The following is an 18,708-nucleotide window of genomic DNA, read 5'->3' on the forward strand; positions in this document are numbered from 1 at the left end:
GTTGACGACCACCGTCGCCGATACCGCGCCGCTGCCGCCGACGCCGGTACAGGTCAGCGTGTAGCTGGCGCTGCCGGAAGTGGTCGGCATCACCATTTCGGTACCGCTCGCCGCGCGGCTACCGCTCCATTCGCCGCTGGCGGCGCAGTCGGTCGCGTCGGTGCTCGACCAGCTCAGTAAAGCCGTGCCGCCCAGGCTGATCGTCGATGGCGCGGCGGTCAGCGTGACCGTCGGTGCCGGCGTCGGTTCGGCCAGCGGGCTGACGCTGACCTCGTTCGAGAACTGCGTTTCGCCCATCGCATTCACCGCCGTCACGGTGAAGAAAGAAGCCATACCCGCGGTCAAACCGGTGACGGTATAGCTGCCAGTCAAGCCGGCAGCGCTGATGCCGGTGGCGATCGGGGTCGCGCCCTGTCCGCCGGCTGTGGCTGCCTGGTAGACGTTGTAGCTGGTGGCGCGTGGCACTGTGCTCCAGTTCAAAGCTGCACTTTGCACGGCAGGGCTGCCGGCGAGATCGACGATGCGGTCAGCGGGGCCGCTGATGGCGATCACGCTGCCGAGATTGAAGGTTCCGTCGTTGCGCGTCGGCAGGTAGAGATCGCCGTCGGCGGCCTGGATCGGTTCGTCTTCCAGGCCGTCCTCGAAGGCCAGACTGGCCGATTGATGGACCACGGCGTACTGACCTTGAGGGGTCAGCCGATAGACCAGGCCGCGGGGGTCGTTGAAGCTGATGTTGGCGGCGGTGCCGTAGAAGTTGCCGTCCCGCGCCAGCAGCAGGGGACTGCGCGGGTTCTCGCCTGGCGCGCCGTCGCGGAAGTTGTGCAGGGTCGAGTAGGCCCCGGCCAGCGTCACCCGGTAGACGGTCCCGGCGCCGCTGGTACCGCCACCGGCCGTGGTGCCGTAGAGCGCGCCGTCGGGTCCCTGGATGACGCCGGCCTGCGGTCCACCTCCTTCGCCTGGCTGTCCGGCAAAGGCGTGCAGCACGGTGACGACGCCGCCCGGCGTCAGGCGAAAAAGAGTGCCGTTGCTGAAGGCTCCAAAGCTGGTGGTCGTGCCATAGAAATTGCCGTCACTGGCCTGCAGGAGTTTGCCTAGCGGCTGATTGCCGGTGGTGGCGAGGTCGAAGTTGTGCAGCGGGGCGAAGCTGCCTGTCGGGGAGATCCGGAAGAGCGTGCCGCTTCCGATGGCACCACCGCCCTCGCTGGTGCTGCCGTAGAACTGACCGTCGATGCCCAGCGTCAGGGCTGCCTTGGGACGCAGTCCATTGGGTCCGCCGGTGAAGCTGTAGAGGGTGGAGAAATCACCGTTGGCACTGATCCGGTAGACCGAGCCGAGGCCATTGGCGCCGCCGGTCTCCGCAGTGCCGTAGAAGGCACCGTCCGGGCCGAGGCTGAGGCCGGCTTCGGGCTGTCCGCTGGGGCTGAACTGGTGCAGCGTGCTCAGTACGCCGGCCGGCGTCAGCTTGAACACCGAGCCGCTGTAGCCCTTGGGGGTGCCGCTGGCGGTGACGCCGTAGAAATTGCCATCCGCGCCCTGCAGCAGTGCACCGCTGGGGGTGCGGCCTTCGCTGGGCGGCGCCGAGAATGTCGCGATCCGCGTGATGCTGCCGCTGGTCGTCACCTTGAACACGGTGCCCGACCCAGACGAGGGGCTGGACGGATTGGACGGTGTCGTGCCCGCCGGCACGATACCGGCACTGACCGTAGTGCCATAGAGCAGGCCATCGGCGCCCAGGGTCAGTGCCGCATCAGGGACGCTGCCGTCGGCAGCGAAGCCGTTGCTGTCGTAGGTGAAGCAGGACAGTGTGGTCAGCACGCCCGCCGGAGTCAGTCGGAAAATGCTGCCGCTTGGGCCGAGGAGCGCCAGGTTGATGACGCCACCGCCGCAGCTTATGACCGCGCTGGTCGAGTTGGCGGACTCCGTGGTGCCGTAGAAATTGCCATCCGGGCCGGCGATCAACCCGGAGGTTGGAAAGATGCCGGTATTGGCGGCATCGACGGCGGTGTCGGCAATGAAGCGGAACAGCACCGTGAATACGCCGGCTGGCGTGATCCTGAACGCGGTGCCGTTGTAATTGCTGCCCGTGGCCGCGGTGCCGCCGCCGGCGGTATTGGTGCCGTAGAGATTGCCGTCCGCGCCCAGCGCCAGCCGGCCGATCGGCCGGTTGCCATCGCCGGCATTCATGTTGTGCAGGCTGGTGAAGACCCCGTCGGTTGTGATCCTGAACAAGGTGCCGCAAGCGTTGCAGCCGTCGCCGCTGCCGGTACCGCCGAACACGGTGCTGCCGTAGTAGGCGCCGTCGCTACCGAGCGTCAGCGCAGATTGGGGATCTTTGCCGCCAGTCGAGTCGGCGCTCGAGAAGCCATGCAGCAGCGTATGACTGCCGGTCTTGCTCAAACGGTAGATGCTGCCGGCGTCGGTGCCGCCGCGGCCGCTGCGGGTGGTGCCATAGAAGTTGCCATCGGGGTTCTCGACCAGGCTCCCGGACGGAGCGCAGCCGCGCTCGCAATCGAAGCTGTAGACAATCCGGTAGTCACCGGCGTCAGCACCCGACAGGATTAGCCGGTAGACGCCGCCGTTGCCGTTGGCACCGCCGGCGGCAGCCACGCCGTAGAGCGCGCCGTCGCTGGCGATGATCGGCGTGCCACGCGTCGCTGACAGATCGGTGATGGTGCTGCCGGCCAGATCCAGAGCGCGGCCACCGTTGAACCAGTGCAGCGCGGTGTAGCCGCCATCGGCCGCATATTTCGCCAGCACCGTGCCGTCATTGAGCAGGCCGCTGGTCGCCACATAGACGCCGCCGTCCGGCCCGCGTACCGCGCCGTTGTTGTTCGAGGACGAGCCGGAGCCGGTGAAAGTGCCGCCCTGGCGGGCATCGTTGGAATGGAGGCCGAGCGAATAGACGGTGCGGGCGGCGGCCAGTGCCGGCAGGCTCAGCCCGAGACCGCCGACCACGGCCAGCAGCAGGCACAGGCAGCGGCGGACCGGGTCCAGCGCAGCGGTCCATCGTCCGTATAGTCTGTTGCCGGTGCCTGGCGTGAAGCCGGTGTCGGTGGCGGGTTTGTCATGTTCCGGTTTCGGTTTCATCATCCTTGCTCCGTCAGGTTGCCTGGCCATGGCGGTGCTCCGCCACGCTCGGCAGCGATGATCCGGGCCCGGTTTCCAGCAGTCCTGACGGATTCCCGAAACTTTCCGAAAAGTCCGGAAATTCAATCTCAACAAAAGCTTGTGAGCGACACAGCCACCGCTGGAGACCCTGCACGATGAGCCGGAGCGCGGATTCCGGGAAGACCAGCGGCGCCGGGCCTGCAGCGACGCCGGCGGCGGGTCTGCGCCTGTGGCGTTTCGGTACAGTCGATTTCGACGAGAGTTCGCTGAGCCTGAAGGTCGATGGTCAGCCGGTGGCGCTGGAACACCGGCCGATGGAACTGCTGCGCCTGCTGCTCAATCACGCCGGTGAAGTGGTTACCAAGGACGAGATCCTGGAAGCCGTGTGGCCCGGCCGGCTGGTCACCGAGGCCTCGCTGACCAAATGCGTGGCGCGCCTGCGCCAGGCGCTGAACGATTCGGCCCAGTCGCTGATCCGCACCGTTCACGGCTATGGCTACCGGCTGGCGGCCGAGGTCAGCCTGCGGCAGTCCGGGATGGTGGCCGACAAGTCCGGCGACGATCTCGGTTTCCGCGTTGGTGATGTCATTCCCGGGCGCGGCAACTGGTGTTTCGTCGAGCGGCTGCAGGGCGGTGGCTTTGGTGAAGTCTGGCTCGGCGAGCAGACCCGGAGCCGCGAGCGCCGGGTGTTCAAGTTCGCGCGCAGCAGCCTGCAGCTGACGGCGTTGAAGCGCGAAATCACCTTGTCCCGCGTGCTCTATGACAGCCTCGGCCCGAGGCCGGATCTGCCGCGCATCGTCGACTGGAATCTCGACGAGCCGCCCTGTTTCATCGAGCTGGAATGGAGCCCCGAAGGCAGCCTCGGACATTGGGCGGACAGCGCCGGCGGCATCGCCGCGGTGCCGATGGTGATCCGTCTGGAATTGATCGCGCAGATTGCCGACGCGCTGGCGGCCGCGCATTCGGTCGGCGTGCTGCACAAGGATCTGAAGCCGGCCAATGTGCTGATCTGGCGCGATGCCGACGGCATGGCGAGGATCCGGCTCACCGATTTCGGCAGCGGCCGGGTGCTCGACACGGCCAGGCTCGACCAGCTCGGCATCACCCGGCTCGGCTTCACCAGCAGCGAACTGCCGGACGACAGCACCAGCGGCACGCCGCTGTATCTGGCGCCGGAACTGCAGGCCGGCCAGCCGCCGACGGTGAAAGCGGATATCTACTCGCTGGGCGTGATGCTCTATCAATGCCTCGTCGGTGATCTGCGCCGGCCGCTGGCGCCGGGCTGGGAAGCGGAGATCGCCGATGAACTGCTGCGCGAGGACGTGCTGCTCAGCGCCGCTGGCGATGCGCAGCGCCGGCTCGCCGATGCAGCCGAACTGGCCATCCGGCTGCGCAGCCTGGAAGCCCGGCGCGTCGAACGGTTCGCCATGCAGGCGCGCGAGCAGGCGGCCGTCGCCGAGCGGCAGCGCCTTGCCGATGCGTTGTTGCGCGCGCAGGCACGCCGCAGTCTGCTGCGTGCGCTCGCAGCAACCTTCCTGATCGGCTTCGCCGCCAGCACCTGGCTTTATCTGCGCGCTGATGCCGCCAGCCGCCGCGAGGCCGAGGCGGCGGCGACCGCGCGCTCGGTGACCGAATTCCTGACCCGCGATCTGCTGTCTGCCGCCAACCCGCTGCTGGCCGCCGATCCGGCGCTGCGCGTCCACGATCTACTCGGCCCCGCAGCCAACGATCTCGATCGTCATTTCGCGCCGGGCACGCTGGCCAGAGCGGTGGTCGAGCAGGCGATCGGCCAGGCCTATGTCGGCCTGTCGGACTACGACAAGGCGCGGCCCTTGCTGGAATCGGCGCTGGAGACCCGCCGTCGGCTGCTGGGGCCGGCACATCGCGAGACGCTGGATGCACAGATGAGCCTGATCGAACTGCTCGATCAGATCGATGACGTGGCCGCGGTCAAGACCCTGAGCCAGCAGGTGCTCGATCTCGGCACCGCCGCCGGCACGCTGGATGCGGAAACCGAGTTGAGCGCGCGGCAGTCGCTGATCGCCGTCGACTGCATGAGTCGCAAGCTGCCGTCCGCCTGCCTGGCCCCGGAGCAGGCCTTTCTCGAACAGGTGCGGCAGCGCCTCGGGCCCCGGCACGAACTGGCGATCTCGGCGGCCAACGATGTCGCTTTCGATCTCGCCAGTGCCCAGCGTTTCGATGAAGCGATCCCGCTGGCTCGCGAAGTGCTGGCGCTGACCACCGAGGTGTTCGGCGAGCAGCACCTGCTGACCGCCTCGCGTCAGCGCCGGCTCGGCACCGTGCTGAACATGGCAGAGCAGTACCCGGAAGCGATCCCGGTGCTGCAGGTGGCGCGCGGCCGCATGCTGGCGATCACCGGCCGCGAGAACGAGTACAGCATTGCCGCGGCCAATGATCTGGCCTATGCCTATCTGCAGACCGGTCGCCCCGCCGAAGCGCTGCCGCTGTTCCAGGCGGGCCTCGACTATCAGCGCGGCAAGGGCGTGGAAACGCCGAAGCTGACCCGCAGCATGAACCATGTCGCGACGACCCTGGCCAGCCTCGGCCGGCCCGCGGAAGCCGCCCGGCTGCAAGCGGAAACGCTGGCGATCGATGCGCGGATCGTCGGCGAGAATCATCCGGATGCGTTGAGCCATGCGATGAAGCTGGCCCAGTTCCAGCTAGCCGCCGGGGAGCGGGAGCCCGCGCTCGCACTGGCGCACGACACCCTGACCCGCGCACGCAAGGTGTACGTCGGCGGCGAATGGGATCTGGGCTATCTCGTCTATCGCGCCGGCTCCTTGAACGCCAGCGCCGGCCGCCGTGTCGAGGCGCGTCAGCTGCTGCAGGAAAGCGTGCAACTGCTGAGCACCGCACTCGGCCATGACAACCGTTACACGCAAACCGCGGAGCAAGAGCTGGCTGCGTTGTGACCGACCGCTAGCGCAGCTCGCGACGCAGGATCTTGCCGGTCACCGTCTTCGGCAGCTCTGGCAGGAAATCGACGATGCGCGGCACCTTGTAGGCCGCCATCAGCTCGCGGCAATGGGCGATGATTTCGTCCGGCGTCACCGTGGCACCCGTCTTCAGGCTCAACACTGCTTTCACCGTTTCGCCGCGATAGTCATCCGGCACGCCGACCACGGCGGCTTCGCGTACGGCGGGGTGTGTGTAGAGCACGTCCTCGACTTCTCGCGGCCAGACCTTGTAGCCGGCGGCGTTGATCATGTCCTTCTTGCGATCGACCAGGAACAGCCAGCCGTCGGCATCGATCACGCCGATATCGCCGGTGTGCAGCCAGCCATCGCGGATCGCATCGACCGTCGCTTCCGGCTTGCGCCAGTAGCCGCTGACCACCTGCGGTCCCTTGATGACGATCTCGCCTGCTTCACCATAAGGCAGCGGCTGCGCGGTCTCGGCATCGACGATGCGAATGTCGGTATTGAAGGTCGGCACGCCGACGCTGAGCGCGCCGAACAGCGGATCGACCGGCGCCAGTTTGTCGAGCGGCGCGACGGTAGCCGGCGAGGTTGATTCGGTCATGCCGTAGGCGTTGCGAATGTACAGCCCGAACTTCGCTTCGAACTGCGCGACCACGGCGGGCGCAATCGGCGCGCCGCCGGAGTAGATCGAACGCAAGCTCGAAAGGCTGTCGGCTTTCGCGTCCGGATGGTTCATCAGCGCCATCAAGGCGGTGATCGCGCCGATCGTGAACGCTGGCTGCCGCTCGCGGAAGGCATCAAGCATCACGCCGGCTTCGAAGCGGTAGGCGAGCGTCAGTGCGCCAGCGATGCTGAAGCTGGTCGCAACGTGGCCGATCAGGCCGGTGATGTGGAACAGCGGCGCGATGCCGAGGATGCCGTCGCCTTCGCGCAGCTCGATCCAGTCGCGATAGACCTGAGCGGTGAACACGACATTGCCGTGGCTGTTCATCGCGCCTTTCGGCAAGCCGGTGGTGCCGGAGGTGTAGACCAGCATCGCGGTGTCGCTGGGCAGGTAGTGGATCGTTGGCGGGGTTTCACCGCGATGGCTGGCGATCAGGTCGGCAAACGCCAGCGTGTCTTCACAGGTCACGCGACTGAGGTTGCCGAACAGGCGTGGATCGTTGCGGCGCTGGTATTCCAGTTCGGAAGTGGTGATGACGATGCCGATCGGCCGCTCCGCCAACACCTTGGCGATCACATTGCGATACGCGGTCTCGTGGGCGATCAACGCGGCCGGCTCGCAATCGGCGAACAGCAGCGCCAGCTCGCGCTCGCGGTTCATCGGATTGATCGACACCGCGATCGCGCCAGCCTTCCAGATCGCGACCAGGGCGATGACGAACTGCGGCACGTTTTGCAGCACCAGCGCAATGCGGTCGCCGCGCTGTACACCGCGCGCGAGCAGGGCGCAGGCGAGGGCATCGCTCTGGGTATCGACCTCGGCGTAGCTCAGTGTCGCGTCGAAGTAGTGGATTGCCGGCTTGCCTGCGGCACGGGCAACGGCGGCCCGGAACAGCGACAGCGCATCAGGCTGCTCGACCGCGATCGTCGCCGGATGGCCAGCGCTGTACTGATGAATCCAGGGCCGCTGCTCGTCCATCGCCGGCCTCAGCGAATCACCACCGGATTGACCGGCGCACCGGAGCCATTGATCACCTTCAAGGGTGCGGCCACGTACAGGAAGCTCCATTGGCCATCGGCGGCACAGTCGGCAGCCAGCGGATCGAGCTGGCAGATTTCGGTGAAGGTGACGCCAAGGTTCGACATCAGCGCGATGTGCAGTGGCAGCGCCACGCCGCTGACCGGGTCCATCGTCACCTCATTGGCGATGGTGTCGGTGACCAGGTTGGGGATTTCCATCTCGTGGAACCAGCTGACCAGTTCCGGTGAATAGGTCAGGCCCGGTTCGACAAAATTCTTGTAGAACTCGACCCGATCGCGCTCGTAGAACGAGCCGATCCAGCCGGTGCGGATGATCAGAATGTCGTGCTTCTGAATCGTCACGCCCTGCTTCTCGGCAGCGGCGAGCAGATCCAGATGGGTGAAGGTTTCACCGGGATCGAGCACAGGCTTGGCCCTGTGACGCGCCATGTCGATCAGCACGGCGCGGCCGACGATGCCGCGCTCGGCGAGTGGATAGACGCTGGCCTTGCTCATGCCGCCGATCGTGGTGTTGGCGTCGTAGCCGTTGTAGAGCTTGTCGTCGCACCAGACATGGCCCAGCGCGTCGTACTGCGTGGAGCCTTGCAGGTACATGAACATCACGTCGTCGGCGTATTCGATGTTGCCGGGGAACTCCACGCCCTTGCCGCACAGCCAGTGGCCGTGATCCATGACGTTGATGCGCTGCGACTGGTTGCGGCCCGGCCAGACCGGATCACCGCCCGGTTTGCCCATCGGAATCTGCAGGGTGTAGGTCTTGCCCTGGCGCACGGCGGCCACACCGCGCAGCACTTCGGCACTGGTCAGGAAGTTCAGCGAACCGACTTCGTCCTCGGCCCCCCAGCGGCCCCAGTTGCGCGGGGAATTCTTCAGCAGCTCGGCAGCCGTCGGCACTGGCGTGGTGGTCATGTCTTCTCCGTTCGCAATGATGGCCGCGTCTGGTGCGCGGTCTGGCTCGATGCTGCCTAGTGAATGCGGTGAACACAACTACGTGTCAGCCCCTGCCGATTAAGGCTCCAGCTGTGGTTCCGAAGGCGGTATCGTTTCGGCCATCAAACCTGCCTAAGGCCGCACGGCCAACGGCCGTGAAGGTGTCGGACCAGGCGATGCGAATCGAGGAAAGCAAGCGGCAATGTCGGCCATGAGTTACGTGCACGGCGCTACAAGCGCGCCACTGATCGGCCAGACCATCGGCCAGCTGTTCGACGCAGCCTGCGAGCGCCATGCAGACCGTGACGCGCTGATCGCCTGCCAGCAGGGCATTCGCCTGAGCTATGGCGAGCTGCGCGAGCAAGTCGATGCGCTGGCCTGCGCGCTGATCCGGCTCGGCTTGAAGCCGGGCGAGCGCATCGGCATCTGGAGCCCGAATCGCGCCGAGTGGACCTTGACCCAGTTCGCCTCGGCCAAGGCCGGGCTGGTGCTGGTCAACATCAATCCGGCCTATCGCCTGAGCGAGCTGGAATACGCGCTGAACAAGGTCGGCTGTCGGGCGCTGGTCACAGCCGCTACGTTCAAGGGCAGCGACTACCTCGCCATGCTCGCCGAGCTGGCGCCGGAGTTGGCGCAGTGCAAACCGGGCGAACTGCAGTCCGCGCGTTTGCCGGCGCTGCAGTTCGCGATTCGCCTTGGTGCCGACGCAACACCTGGCGTGCTGAACTTCGATGCGCTGCTGGCTCAGCCCAGCGCCGATGAGCTGAACGCGCTGCAGGCGCTTGGCGAGCATTTGCAGTTTGATGAGCCGATCAACATCCAGTTCACCTCGGGCACCACCGGCAGCCCGAAGGGCGCAACGCTGTCGCATCACAACATCCTCAACAACGGCTACTTCGTCGGCGAAAGCATCCAGCTCAAGCCCGGCGATCGCCTCTGCATTCCGGTGCCGCTGTATCACTGCTTCGGCATGGTCATGGGCAACCTCGGCGCGCTGACCCATGGCGCGGCGATGGTCTATCCCTCAGAAGCTTTCGATCCGCTGGCGGTGCTGAGCGCCGTTGCCGCCGAACGCTGCACGGCGCTCTACGGCGTGCCGACGATGTTCATCGCCCAGCTCGATCATCCGAGCTTCGCCAGCCACGACCTGTCCAGCTTGCGCACCGGCATCATGGCCGGCAGTCCGTGCCCGGTGGAAGTGATGAAAGCGGTGACCGAGCGCATGAACCTGCGCGACATGACCATCGCCTACGGCATGACCGAAACCTCGCCGGTGTCGTTCCAGACCGCGGTCGATGATCCGCTCGATTGCCGGGTCGGCACCGTTGGCCGCATCCATCCGCATTGCGAGGTCAAGATCGTCGATCTCGATGGCCGCATCGTGCCGCGCGGCGTTACCGGCGAACTGTGCACGCGCGCTTACTCGGTGATGCTCGGCTACTGGGGCGATGACGCGAAGACGCGGGAGACCATCGACGCCGCCGGCTGGCTGCACACCGGCGATCTGGCGACCATCGACGAGCAGGGCTACTGCCGCATCGTCGGCCGGATCAAGGATCTGGTGATCCGCGGCGGCGAGAACATCTATCCGCGCGAGATCGAGGAATTCCTCTATCGCCATCCCCGCGTGCAGGACGTGCAGGTGGTTGGCGTGCCCGATGTGAAGTACGGCGAGGAGCTGTGCGCCTGGATCGTGCTGCGGCCCGGCGAGTCCGCAAGCGAAGACGATATCCGCAGCTTCTGCCGCGGCCAGATCGCGCACTACAAGATTCCGCGCCATATCCGCTTCGTCGAGGCGTTTCCGATGACGGTGACCGGCAATGTGCAGAAGTATCTGATTCGCGAAGCGATGGTCAGGGAGTTGAACGGCTAGAGGCGATCAGGCTATTCGATCGCGCGAGCCCTTCGCCGCACGCTGCATCGCCCGTTGTGCCGTCGGCAGGTAGTGCCAGCGCTTCGGCGTCATCCGCCACAGGCTGCGCGTGAGGCTGCCCAGTCCACGCAGCAGGCGTTCGTCCCGCGCGGTCCAGGTCAGACCCAAGCGCTCGCGAAGCACCGGCGGCAAGGTGCCCGCAGCAAGCCACTGCGAACTGCCGCTGACGATCGGTCGCAGCAGCCAGTTCCACAGTGGGCCGCGCAGCGCGTCATACGGTGGCGGCACGCTGTGGCCGTTGCGGAAGTACCAGTTGGTGACCGTGGTGTTCTGCAGGCGCGTATCGATCATCTGCTGCCAGTAGCGCTGGAAGCTCGCGTAGTCCGGCGGCACCGGCGCCATTGTCAGGCCGTACAGCGCGTACCACTGGATCGACTCCTGATACAGGCGTTCCTTGTCGGCCTCGATCAAGGGCGTGCCGAAGAACGTGCAGAGCGCGATCTGGCTTTCGAAGAAGGTGGCGTGCGCCCAGTAGTACAGCTCCGGATTCAGTGCGTGATAGGCGTGGCCACTGCTGGTGTGGCCGCCAATGCCGCGATGGAAGTCGCGCACCTGGCGGCCGGTGCAGACGGCGCGGTCACCGTCGTAGACCACGCCGAGGATCGGCGGCATCGAGCGCAGCAGGCGATGCCAGGGGTTCTGGAAGAAGTTCGAATGCTCGACCAGCGCCGCCGAGATATCCGGGTGCATGTTCTGCAGGGTGCCGGTGCGAACGATCAGCAACAGCCCGCGCAGGTCGCCGAACAGCTGCCAGGTCAGCGAATCCGGTGACAGCGGTGTCGGGGCGGCGGCGTGCTTGCTCGTGTTGATCGACACGACCTTGTCGTTGCGATCTGGCCGATCTATGGCTGGATGAACTGTCGATGGCGGCTGTGTTTTCTGCTTGCGGTCGCGCATCGCGGACCCCGGTTCACGGCGGCTTGCCGAGGCTGAACAGTAATGCGACGCTTTGCTCGCATTCAATTCGCGATGCCGCTTCCCGAGGTCCGCCGTGCGCAAGAGCCCGAAGCAGCAGCGCTCGCAGAAAATGGTCGATGCGCTGATCGAAGCGACTGGCCGGGCAATTGCCGAACACGGCCTGGCACACGCGAACACCAACCACATCGCCGTGCTGGCCGGGGTCAGCGTCGGCTCGCTGTATCAGTACTTCGACAGCAAGGGCGCGTTGCTTGAAGCGCTGCTGGATCGCCTGAGCCGCGATCTCGCCGGGCTCATCGATCAGCGCATCGACAGCCTGCTCGATGCCGACGTGCGCAGCACCGTGCACGGCCTTCTATCGGCGGTATTCGCGTTCATGCAGAAGGATGAGGGCCTGTATCTGGAACTGGCGCGCAACTGGCACCAGCTGCATTCGATGCGAGTGGTCGACGTGCTCGAAAGGCACATGTTCGAGGTCTGCCGGCTGTATCTGCTGCGCCATCTGAACCAGTTCCGCATCGCCAATCCGCATGCCGTGCTGTTCGTGATCATCAACAGCACGCTGATGACCCTGATCCGCTACCTGAGCCAGCCGAACTCGCATCTGCGCAAGGACGAGATCATCGACTGCCTCAGCGACATGCTGGCCGCGTACATGCAGTCGCTGAACGAGGCGCCGGTGAAGGCCTGAGTCGACGCGGCTTTCGTTCGACTCGCATTTCGCCGCCACCGTCATGCAGCCCAGCGCCGGCTTCGGCACACTTCGTGACCCCTATCGAGAGCCCACTCATGTCCAGCCGCAAGCACCATCTGTTGTCCGTCAATGGCGTCCGCATCCATGCCGTCGAAGAGGGCAGTGGCCCGCTGGTTGTGATGGTCCATGGCTTCCCGGAATCCTGGTACTCGTGGCGGCATCAGCTGACGGCACTGGCCGCAGCCGGTTACCGGGCAGTGGCGATCGATCAGCGCGGTTACGGGCGCTCATCGAAGTTCGCCAATACCGATGCGTATCGCATTCACGCGCTGGTCGGCGATGTCGTCGGCGTGGTCCATGCGCTTGGCGAAAAGACCGCCGTGGTCATCGGCCATGACTGGGGCGCGCTGGTGGCGTGGACCGCGGCCTGGCTGCATCCGGAGGTGTTCACCGGCGTGATCGGCATGAGCGTGCCGTTCTCCGGTCGCGGCTTGGTGGCGCTGCCGGGCAGCCCGTTCGGTGAGCTCCATCCGGGCAAGCTGCACGCCGAACTGGCCGGCCCCGGCCAGATCTTCTACCAGGATTATCTAGGCGCGATGGATGCCTCGATCAACGAGATCGAAAGCGATGTACGCGGCTGGCTGCGTGGTGCGGTGTGGTCCTTGTCCGGCGCGCCGCTGAAAGCGTTGCTGCCGGATTTCGCGAACCTGGATCAGGTCGCGCTGATTCGCGGCAGCGCCATGTCGATCGCCGAAGGTGGCCGGATGTCCGATCGCTTCATGCAGCCGGAAACAATGCCCGCCTGGTTCACCGAAGCCGATCTTGACGTCTTCACCAACGAGTTCGAGCGCTCCGGTTTCATTGGGCCGCTGGCCTTCTATCACAACCTCGTCAACGCCTGGCATGACCTGGAAGCCCAGGCCGACCAGCCGCTGACGGCTCCTGCGATGTTTATCGGCGGCGAGTTCGACGTTGCCACCGGCTGGGGTCAGGAAGCGATCGCCCGAGCATCGGAACGGATGCCGAACTATGTCGGCGCCAAGATCTTCAAGGACAGCGGCCACTGGATCCAGCAGGAGCAGCCGGCGGAGACCAATGCGGCGATTTTGGAATTTCTGGCGGGATTGAAGTAGCGCTGAGCCTTGAGCCGGCGGCACCGCCGCCGCCCCAAGGCCAGGTTTCAAAGCCCCGCCATGCAGGTGTACTTCACGACCAGATAATCCTCGATGCCGTAATGCGAGCCTTCGCGGCCGAGGCCGGATTGCTTGACGCCACCGAACGGCGCGACTTCGTTGGAGATCAGGCCGGTGTTGACGCCGACCATGCCGTACTCCAGCGCGCCGGATACCCGCCAGACGCGGCCGACGTCGCGGGCATAGAAGTAGCTGGCCAGGCCGAACTCGGTGTCGTTGGCCATGGCGATCGCTTCCTCTTCGGTGTCGAAGCGGAACAGCGGCGCCAGCGGGCCGAAGGTTTCCTCGCGGGCCACGAGCATGTCCTGCGTGGCGTTGGCGATCACCGAGGGTTCGAAGAACGAGCCGCCCAGCGCGTGGCGCTTGCCGCCCGTGAGCAGCGTGCCGCCCTTGGCCAGTGCATCGTGGATGTGTTCCTCGATCTTGGTCACTGCCTTGTCGTCGATCAGCGGGCCGACCTTGACGCCCTCGGCAGCGCCATCACCGACGGTCAGTTTCTGCACGGCGGCAACGAATTTGGTAGCGAAGGCTTCGTAGACGCCGGCCTGCACGTAGATGCGGTTCGAGCAGACGCAGGTCTGGCCGGCGTTGCGGTACTTGGAAATGATCGCGCCTTCGACGGCGGCATCGAGATCGGCATCGTCGAAGACGATGAACGGCGCGTTGCCGCCGAGTTCCATAGACACCTTCTTGATCGTCGCCGCGGTCTGGCCCATCAGCGTGCGGCCGACTTCGGTGGAGCCGGTGAAGGTCAGCTTGCGGACCAGCGGGTTGGTCGCCATCTCGGTACCGACTTCACTGGCCGCGCCGGTGACCACCGACAGCACGCCGGCCGGAATGCCGGCTCGTTCGGCGAGCACCATCAGTGCCAGCGCCGACAGCGGCGTCTGCGACGCCGGCTTGACCACCATCGTGCAACCCGCCGCCAGTGCCGGGCCGACCTTGCGGGTGATCATCGCCGCAGGGAAATTCCACGGCGTGATCGCCGCACAGACGCCGACCGGCTCCTTGGTGATGACCAGACGCTGGCCGACCAAGGTCGGCGGAATCACATCGCCATAGGTGCGCTTGCCTTCCTCGGCAAACCATTCGATGAACGACGCCGCGTAGGCGATCTCGGTACGCGACTCGCTCAGCGGCTTGCCCTGCTCGGCGGTCATCAGCTGCGCGAGATCTTCCTGGTTGGCCATGATCAGGTTGAACCAGGTGCGCAGCAGGCCAGCGCGATCCTTCGCGGTGCGCGCCCGCCAGGCCGGCCAGGCGGCATTGGCCGCTTCGATCGCGTCGCGGGTTTCCTTGCTGCCCAGCTTCGGCACGCTGGCCAGCAGCGCGCCGCTTGCCGGGTTGTGGACCTCGATCGTGGCCTCGCCGCCGATCCACTCGCCGCCGATCAGGCATTGCTGGCGCAGCAGCGTGGGGTCCTTGAGCTTGAGTGTGGTGGTCATGTGTCGGCTTCCTGTGCGGTTGGCGTGGCAGGCGGCGATCCTAGCAAGTGCCTGCCGGGTGATTGGTATGAGCTGTAGTGGGCGGACAGCGGTCGCACGGTGAGGTTCCTGTCGAGTCCCCGAGGCTGGCCGATCGGGTCCGGGTCATTTCATCGAACCCGCTGCCACTTATCGACATTTCATGATCGCAAATTGATCTAATAAGACAAATCTTTATTCGATAATATCGCGGCGTCTTTCGAACTGAACGCTCTGTCTCGTGCCCGCTTTCCCGCGCTCGCTGCTGCTCCTGCCCTTGTTCGTCGTGCTGGCTGCCTGCCGGCAGGCGGCTCCGTCGCTTCCGGCGATCCAGGTCGAGATCAGCCATGTCGTGGCTGCGGCGCCGCTGGTGATTGGCGAAACGCTGACCACGCCGGCCGGCGAAACCCTGAGCGTGAAGCGGCTGCAGTACTACCTGTCGAATCCGCGTCTGCTGCGCGCCGATGGCAGTTGGCAGGCGCCGCCGCAGGATCTGCAGTCGCCCGAGGGTTACTACCTGATTGATGCCGCAAAGCCGGAGACCACGCATTTCCTGCTGCCACCGGCACCGGCGGGCGAGTACAGCGGCGTCGAGTTCACCATCGGCGTCGACGAAACCCGCAACGGCAGCGGCGCGCAGACCGGGGCGCTCGATCCGGCGCACGGCATGTTCTGGACCTGGGCGACCGGCTACATCCATTTCAAGCTCGAAGGCTCGTCGCCAGCATCGCCGGAAGCAGACCACACCGTCACCTTGCACCTTGGTGGCAACGGCTTGCAGCGCACCGTGTTCCTGCCGTTCGCGCCGAAGCCGGTGCGGGTGTCCGCCGACATCCAGCCGACCGTCCACCTGCACGCCGATCTCGCCGCCTTTCTCGGCGGTGCAGCGCCGCTGAAGTTCGCCGAGCAGCCGCTGGTGATGCAGGCGAAGGATGGCCTGCCGCTGGCCGATCGTCTGGGTAGCTTGCTCAGCGTCGATCACATCCATCACGAGCCCGCCGGCGCGCCTCATCGCCCATGAAGCCCCGCCTGGTGCCCCGTCGCAGCGCGGGCAGAGTCGCCTTGCTCGCGGCGCTGCTGCTCGCGGTGTTCGGCGGCCTGGCCTTGAATGCGCGCGGCGGCGTCGAACAGCTGGTGGGCTATCTCGCCTTGCAACGCACGCCGACCTTCACGGTGCCAGCCGGCTGGCCGCGGCCGATCTATGACTTCAGCAACAACCCGATCACCGACGCCGGCTTCGCGCTTGGGCGTCAATTGTTTTACGACCCGAAGCTGTCGCGCGACGGCAGCGTCGCCTGCGCCAGCTGCCATCAGCAGTTCGCGGCGTTCGCCCACTACGATCATCCGGTCAGCCACGGCATCCGCAATCAGAACGGCAAGCGTAATGCGCCCGGCCTGTTCAACCTCGCCTGGCAGCCGCAGCTGATGTGGGATGGCTCGGCGCATCACCTGGAACTGCAGCCGCTGGGGCCGCTGGCCAATCCGGTCGAGATGGACCAGAACCTGCCGGATCTGTTGATCAAGCTGCGCGCCGATGCCGAGTACCCGGCGCGTTTCGCCGCCGCCTTCGGCACGCCGGAGATCGATAGCCAACGCCTGCTGCGCGCGCTGGCCCAGTTCACCGGCACTCTGGTGTCGGCGAACAGCCGCTATGACCGTTATCGCGCCGGCGATACCGATGCGCTGAGCGTCACCGAACAAACCGGCCTGGCCAGCTTCCGCGCTCATTGCGCGAGCTGCCACACGGAGCCGCTGCTCAGCGATTTCAGCTATCGCAGCAATGGCCTTGATGCCGAACCGAAAGACCCGGGCCGCTCGACCATCAGTGGTCGTGACGAGGATCGTGGCCGCTTCCGTGTGCCCAGCCTGCGCAACCTCGGCCTGACGCCGCCGTACATGCACGATGGTCGCTTCGACACCCTGGAGCAGGTCGTCGAGCATTACCGCAGCGGTGTCGTCGACAGTGCTGCGCTCGATCCGGCGCTGCGTGGTGGTATCCGTATCGACGATGGCGAGCGCGATGCGCTGCTGGCCTTCCTGCGCACGCTCGACGATCCCGCCTTCGCTCACGACATCCGCTATGCCGATCCGGGAGCGCCTCGATGAAGACGATCCTGCGTCTGCTGGCGACGCTGTGCCTGTCGACTTCGCTGGTCTCGCAAGCGCATGAAGGCCACGACCACGACGAAGACGAAGCGGTTGTTGCGGCGCCGGCTGCAGTCAATGGCGCGCGTCTGAGCCTGGCCACGCCGAGAGTCGAACTGGTCGCCGTTCGTGCCGCCGATGGCGCTCTGAACATCTATGCCGATGACTACGCGAGCAATGCGCCGCTGGCCGGCGTCGCGCTGCACGTCGGCATCGGCAGTCGTAGCCTGCAGGCCGCCGATGTGGCGCCGGGCAGCTGGCTGATCCCGGCTGCGCTACTGACGGACGACGACCAGCCGCTGACGCATTTCGAATTGCGTGGCAACGGCTGGACGGAAACGCTCGAAGGCCCTCTGCCAGCGAAGCCGGTGGCGACCGCTGCCAGCGAAACCCGCAGCGGCGGCGGCCTGGTCCTGCTGCTGTTGCCGCTGCTCGCCGTGCTGGCCTTGCAGCGCCGCAGCGCGCCGGAACGGGGCTGAAGCGCGATGTTCGCCACCATCCTCAATGCTAGCCTGCGCAACCGCGTGCTGGTTCTGGCGCTGGCCCTGGTGCTGGTAGCGGTCGGCCTGTATCAGGCCGGACGACTGCCGGTCGACGTGCTGCCGGATCTGACGCGGCCGACTGTCGCTGTGCAGGTCGAAGCCGCTGGCTTGGCTGTCGAAGACGTCGAAACCCAGGTCAGCTATCCGCTGGAAACCGCACTCAGCGGCTTGCCGGGCATCACCCGGCTGCGTTCGGTTGCGAGCGCCGGCATCTCCATCATCTATGCCGAGTTCGACTGGGCGGCTGATCTCTATCGCAGCCGCCAGCTGGTTGCCGAGCGGCTCGACGCTGCGCGCAGCCAGTTGCCTGCGGGGCTTGCGCCGCGGATTGGTCCGCCGACTTCATTGATGGGCGAGATCCTGCTCGTCGCATTGCAGGGCGAGGGTGTCAGTCCTCAGGCTTTGCGCGATCACGCCGAATGGACCTTGCGGCCAGCTCTGCTCGCAGTGCCCGGTGTCGCGCAGGTGCTGGCGATCGGTGGCGAGATTCGCCAATACGAGGTGCAGCCGGACCCGCAGCGTCTGCGCCAACTCGGCGTCACCCTGACTGAGCTGGAAAGCGCGCTGCGCGGCCATGGCCAGAACCTGGGGGCCGGGCTGGTCGAATCCGGCGGTCGCGAAGTGTCTCTGCGCAGCGTTGGCCGGCCCTTCGATTTCGAAGCGCTGAACCAGGTCGCCGTCGCTCAGCGCGGCGCGGCAGTGATCCGCGTGGGGCAAGTCGCCGATCTGGCGATCGGTCATCGCTATCCGCGCGGCATGGCGGGCGCCAACGGCCATCCGGCGGTGATCGTGGCGATCCAGAAACAGCCCGGGGTCGATACGCTGGCGCTGACCGACGCGCTGGAAGCAAGGCTGGCCACACTCGATGCCGGTCTGCCGAAAGGCGCGACCCGGCTGACTGTGTTCCGGCAGGCCGATTTCATTCGCCACTCGGTTGGCAACGTGCTCGATGCGCTGCGCGACGGCGCGGTGATCGTCGCGATCATCCTGTTCGTGTTCCTGCTCAGCGGCCGCGCGACGCTGATCGCGCTGACCGCGATTCCCCTGTCGGTGCTCGCCGCGATCCTGGCGCTTCAGGCGCTGGAGCTGTCGATCAACACGATGACCCTGGGCGGTCTGGCGATCGCGGTCGGCGA

The 18,708-nt window shown here is 66.0% G+C and carries 13 protein-coding genes; 8 read left to right on the forward strand and 5 right to left on the reverse strand.

The window, feature by feature from the left end:
- The coding region (locus QZY06_RS10625; RefSeq protein ID WP_295683883.1) for a choice-of-anchor tandem repeat GloVer-containing protein at nucleotides 1–3,087 on the reverse strand (3,087 nt) is incomplete at its 3' end.
- A gap of 176 nt (nucleotides 3,088–3,263) precedes the next feature.
- Here QZY06_RS10625 and QZY06_RS10630 point away from each other — a divergent pair.
- Complete coding sequence (locus QZY06_RS10630; RefSeq protein ID WP_295683884.1) at nucleotides 3,264–6,041, forward strand: tetratricopeptide repeat protein; 2,778 nt, start codon at nucleotides 3,264–3,266, stop codon at nucleotides 6,039–6,041.
- A 7-nt stretch (nucleotides 6,042–6,048) separates the two neighbouring features.
- Here QZY06_RS10630 and QZY06_RS10635 read toward each other — a convergent pair whose 3' ends face one another.
- A complete protein-coding gene (locus QZY06_RS10635; RefSeq protein WP_295683885.1) occupies nucleotides 6,049–7,692 on the reverse strand; it encodes a class I adenylate-forming enzyme family protein in 1,644 nt (547 codons plus the stop codon).
- 8 nt (nucleotides 7,693–7,700) lie between these two features.
- Nucleotides 7,701–8,663 (reverse strand): cyclase family protein, encoded by a 963-nt coding sequence (locus tag QZY06_RS10640; protein ID WP_295683886.1) that lies wholly within the window; start codon nucleotides 8,661–8,663, stop codon nucleotides 7,701–7,703.
- Between the two features lie 223 nt (nucleotides 8,664–8,886).
- On the opposite strand from QZY06_RS10640, the gene QZY06_RS10645 reads away from it, so the two are divergent.
- On the forward strand, nucleotides 8,887–10,557 hold the full coding sequence (locus QZY06_RS10645; RefSeq protein WP_295683887.1) for an AMP-binding protein: 1,671 nt from the start codon (nucleotides 8,887–8,889) through the stop codon (nucleotides 10,555–10,557).
- A 6-nt stretch (nucleotides 10,558–10,563) separates the two neighbouring features.
- Here the strand turns inward: QZY06_RS10645 and QZY06_RS10650 are convergent, their stop codons facing one another.
- On the reverse strand, nucleotides 10,564–11,433 hold the full coding sequence (locus tag QZY06_RS10650) for an oxygenase MpaB family protein (RefSeq protein WP_295683889.1): 870 nt from the start codon (nucleotides 11,431–11,433) through the stop codon (nucleotides 10,564–10,566).
- 175 nt (nucleotides 11,434–11,608) lie between these two features.
- Between QZY06_RS10650 and QZY06_RS10655 the strand changes: the two genes are divergently transcribed.
- Nucleotides 11,609–12,226, forward strand: coding sequence for a TetR/AcrR family transcriptional regulator (locus QZY06_RS10655; protein WP_295683890.1), 618 nt, complete (start codon nucleotides 11,609–11,611; stop codon nucleotides 12,224–12,226).
- A gap of 98 nt (nucleotides 12,227–12,324) precedes the next feature.
- Nucleotides 12,325–13,362 carry an alpha/beta hydrolase gene (locus QZY06_RS10660; protein ID WP_295683893.1) on the forward strand — a complete coding sequence of 346 codons (1,038 nt, stop codon included), beginning with the start codon at nucleotides 12,325–12,327 and terminating at the stop codon, nucleotides 13,360–13,362.
- 47 nt (nucleotides 13,363–13,409) lie between these two features.
- Here the strand turns inward: QZY06_RS10660 and QZY06_RS10665 are convergent, their stop codons facing one another.
- Nucleotides 13,410–14,867: an NAD-dependent succinate-semialdehyde dehydrogenase gene (locus QZY06_RS10665; protein ID WP_295683897.1), complete on the reverse strand. Its 1,458-nt coding sequence runs from the start codon at nucleotides 14,865–14,867 to the stop codon at nucleotides 13,410–13,412.
- A gap of 259 nt (nucleotides 14,868–15,126) precedes the next feature.
- On the opposite strand from QZY06_RS10665, the gene QZY06_RS10670 reads away from it, so the two are divergent.
- From QZY06_RS10670 to QZY06_RS10685, 4 genes are all read left to right on the forward strand, one after another.
- The gene (locus QZY06_RS10670) at nucleotides 15,127–15,906 is read left to right on the forward strand and encodes an MbnP family protein (RefSeq protein ID WP_295683899.1); all 780 of its coding nucleotides are present in this window, start codon (nucleotides 15,127–15,129) and stop codon (nucleotides 15,904–15,906) included.
- Between the two features lie 11 nt (nucleotides 15,907–15,917).
- Nucleotides 15,918–16,991: a cytochrome c peroxidase gene (locus QZY06_RS10675; RefSeq protein ID WP_295683902.1), complete on the forward strand. Its 1,074-nt coding sequence runs from the start codon at nucleotides 15,918–15,920 to the stop codon at nucleotides 16,989–16,991.
- The gene (locus QZY06_RS10680) at nucleotides 16,988–17,509 is read left to right on the forward strand and encodes a hypothetical protein (RefSeq protein ID WP_295683905.1); all 522 of its coding nucleotides are present in this window, start codon (nucleotides 16,988–16,990) and stop codon (nucleotides 17,507–17,509) included. Before QZY06_RS10675 ends, QZY06_RS10680 begins: the two co-directional genes overlap by 4 nt.
- A 6-nt stretch (nucleotides 17,510–17,515) precedes the next feature.
- The coding region (locus tag QZY06_RS10685) for an efflux RND transporter permease subunit (RefSeq protein ID WP_295683908.1) at nucleotides 17,516–18,708 on the forward strand (1,193 nt) is incomplete at its 3' end.

Source organism: uncultured Nevskia sp. (genome assembly GCF_903885465.1).
Lineage (GTDB): Bacteria > Pseudomonadota > Gammaproteobacteria > Nevskiales > Nevskiaceae > Nevskia.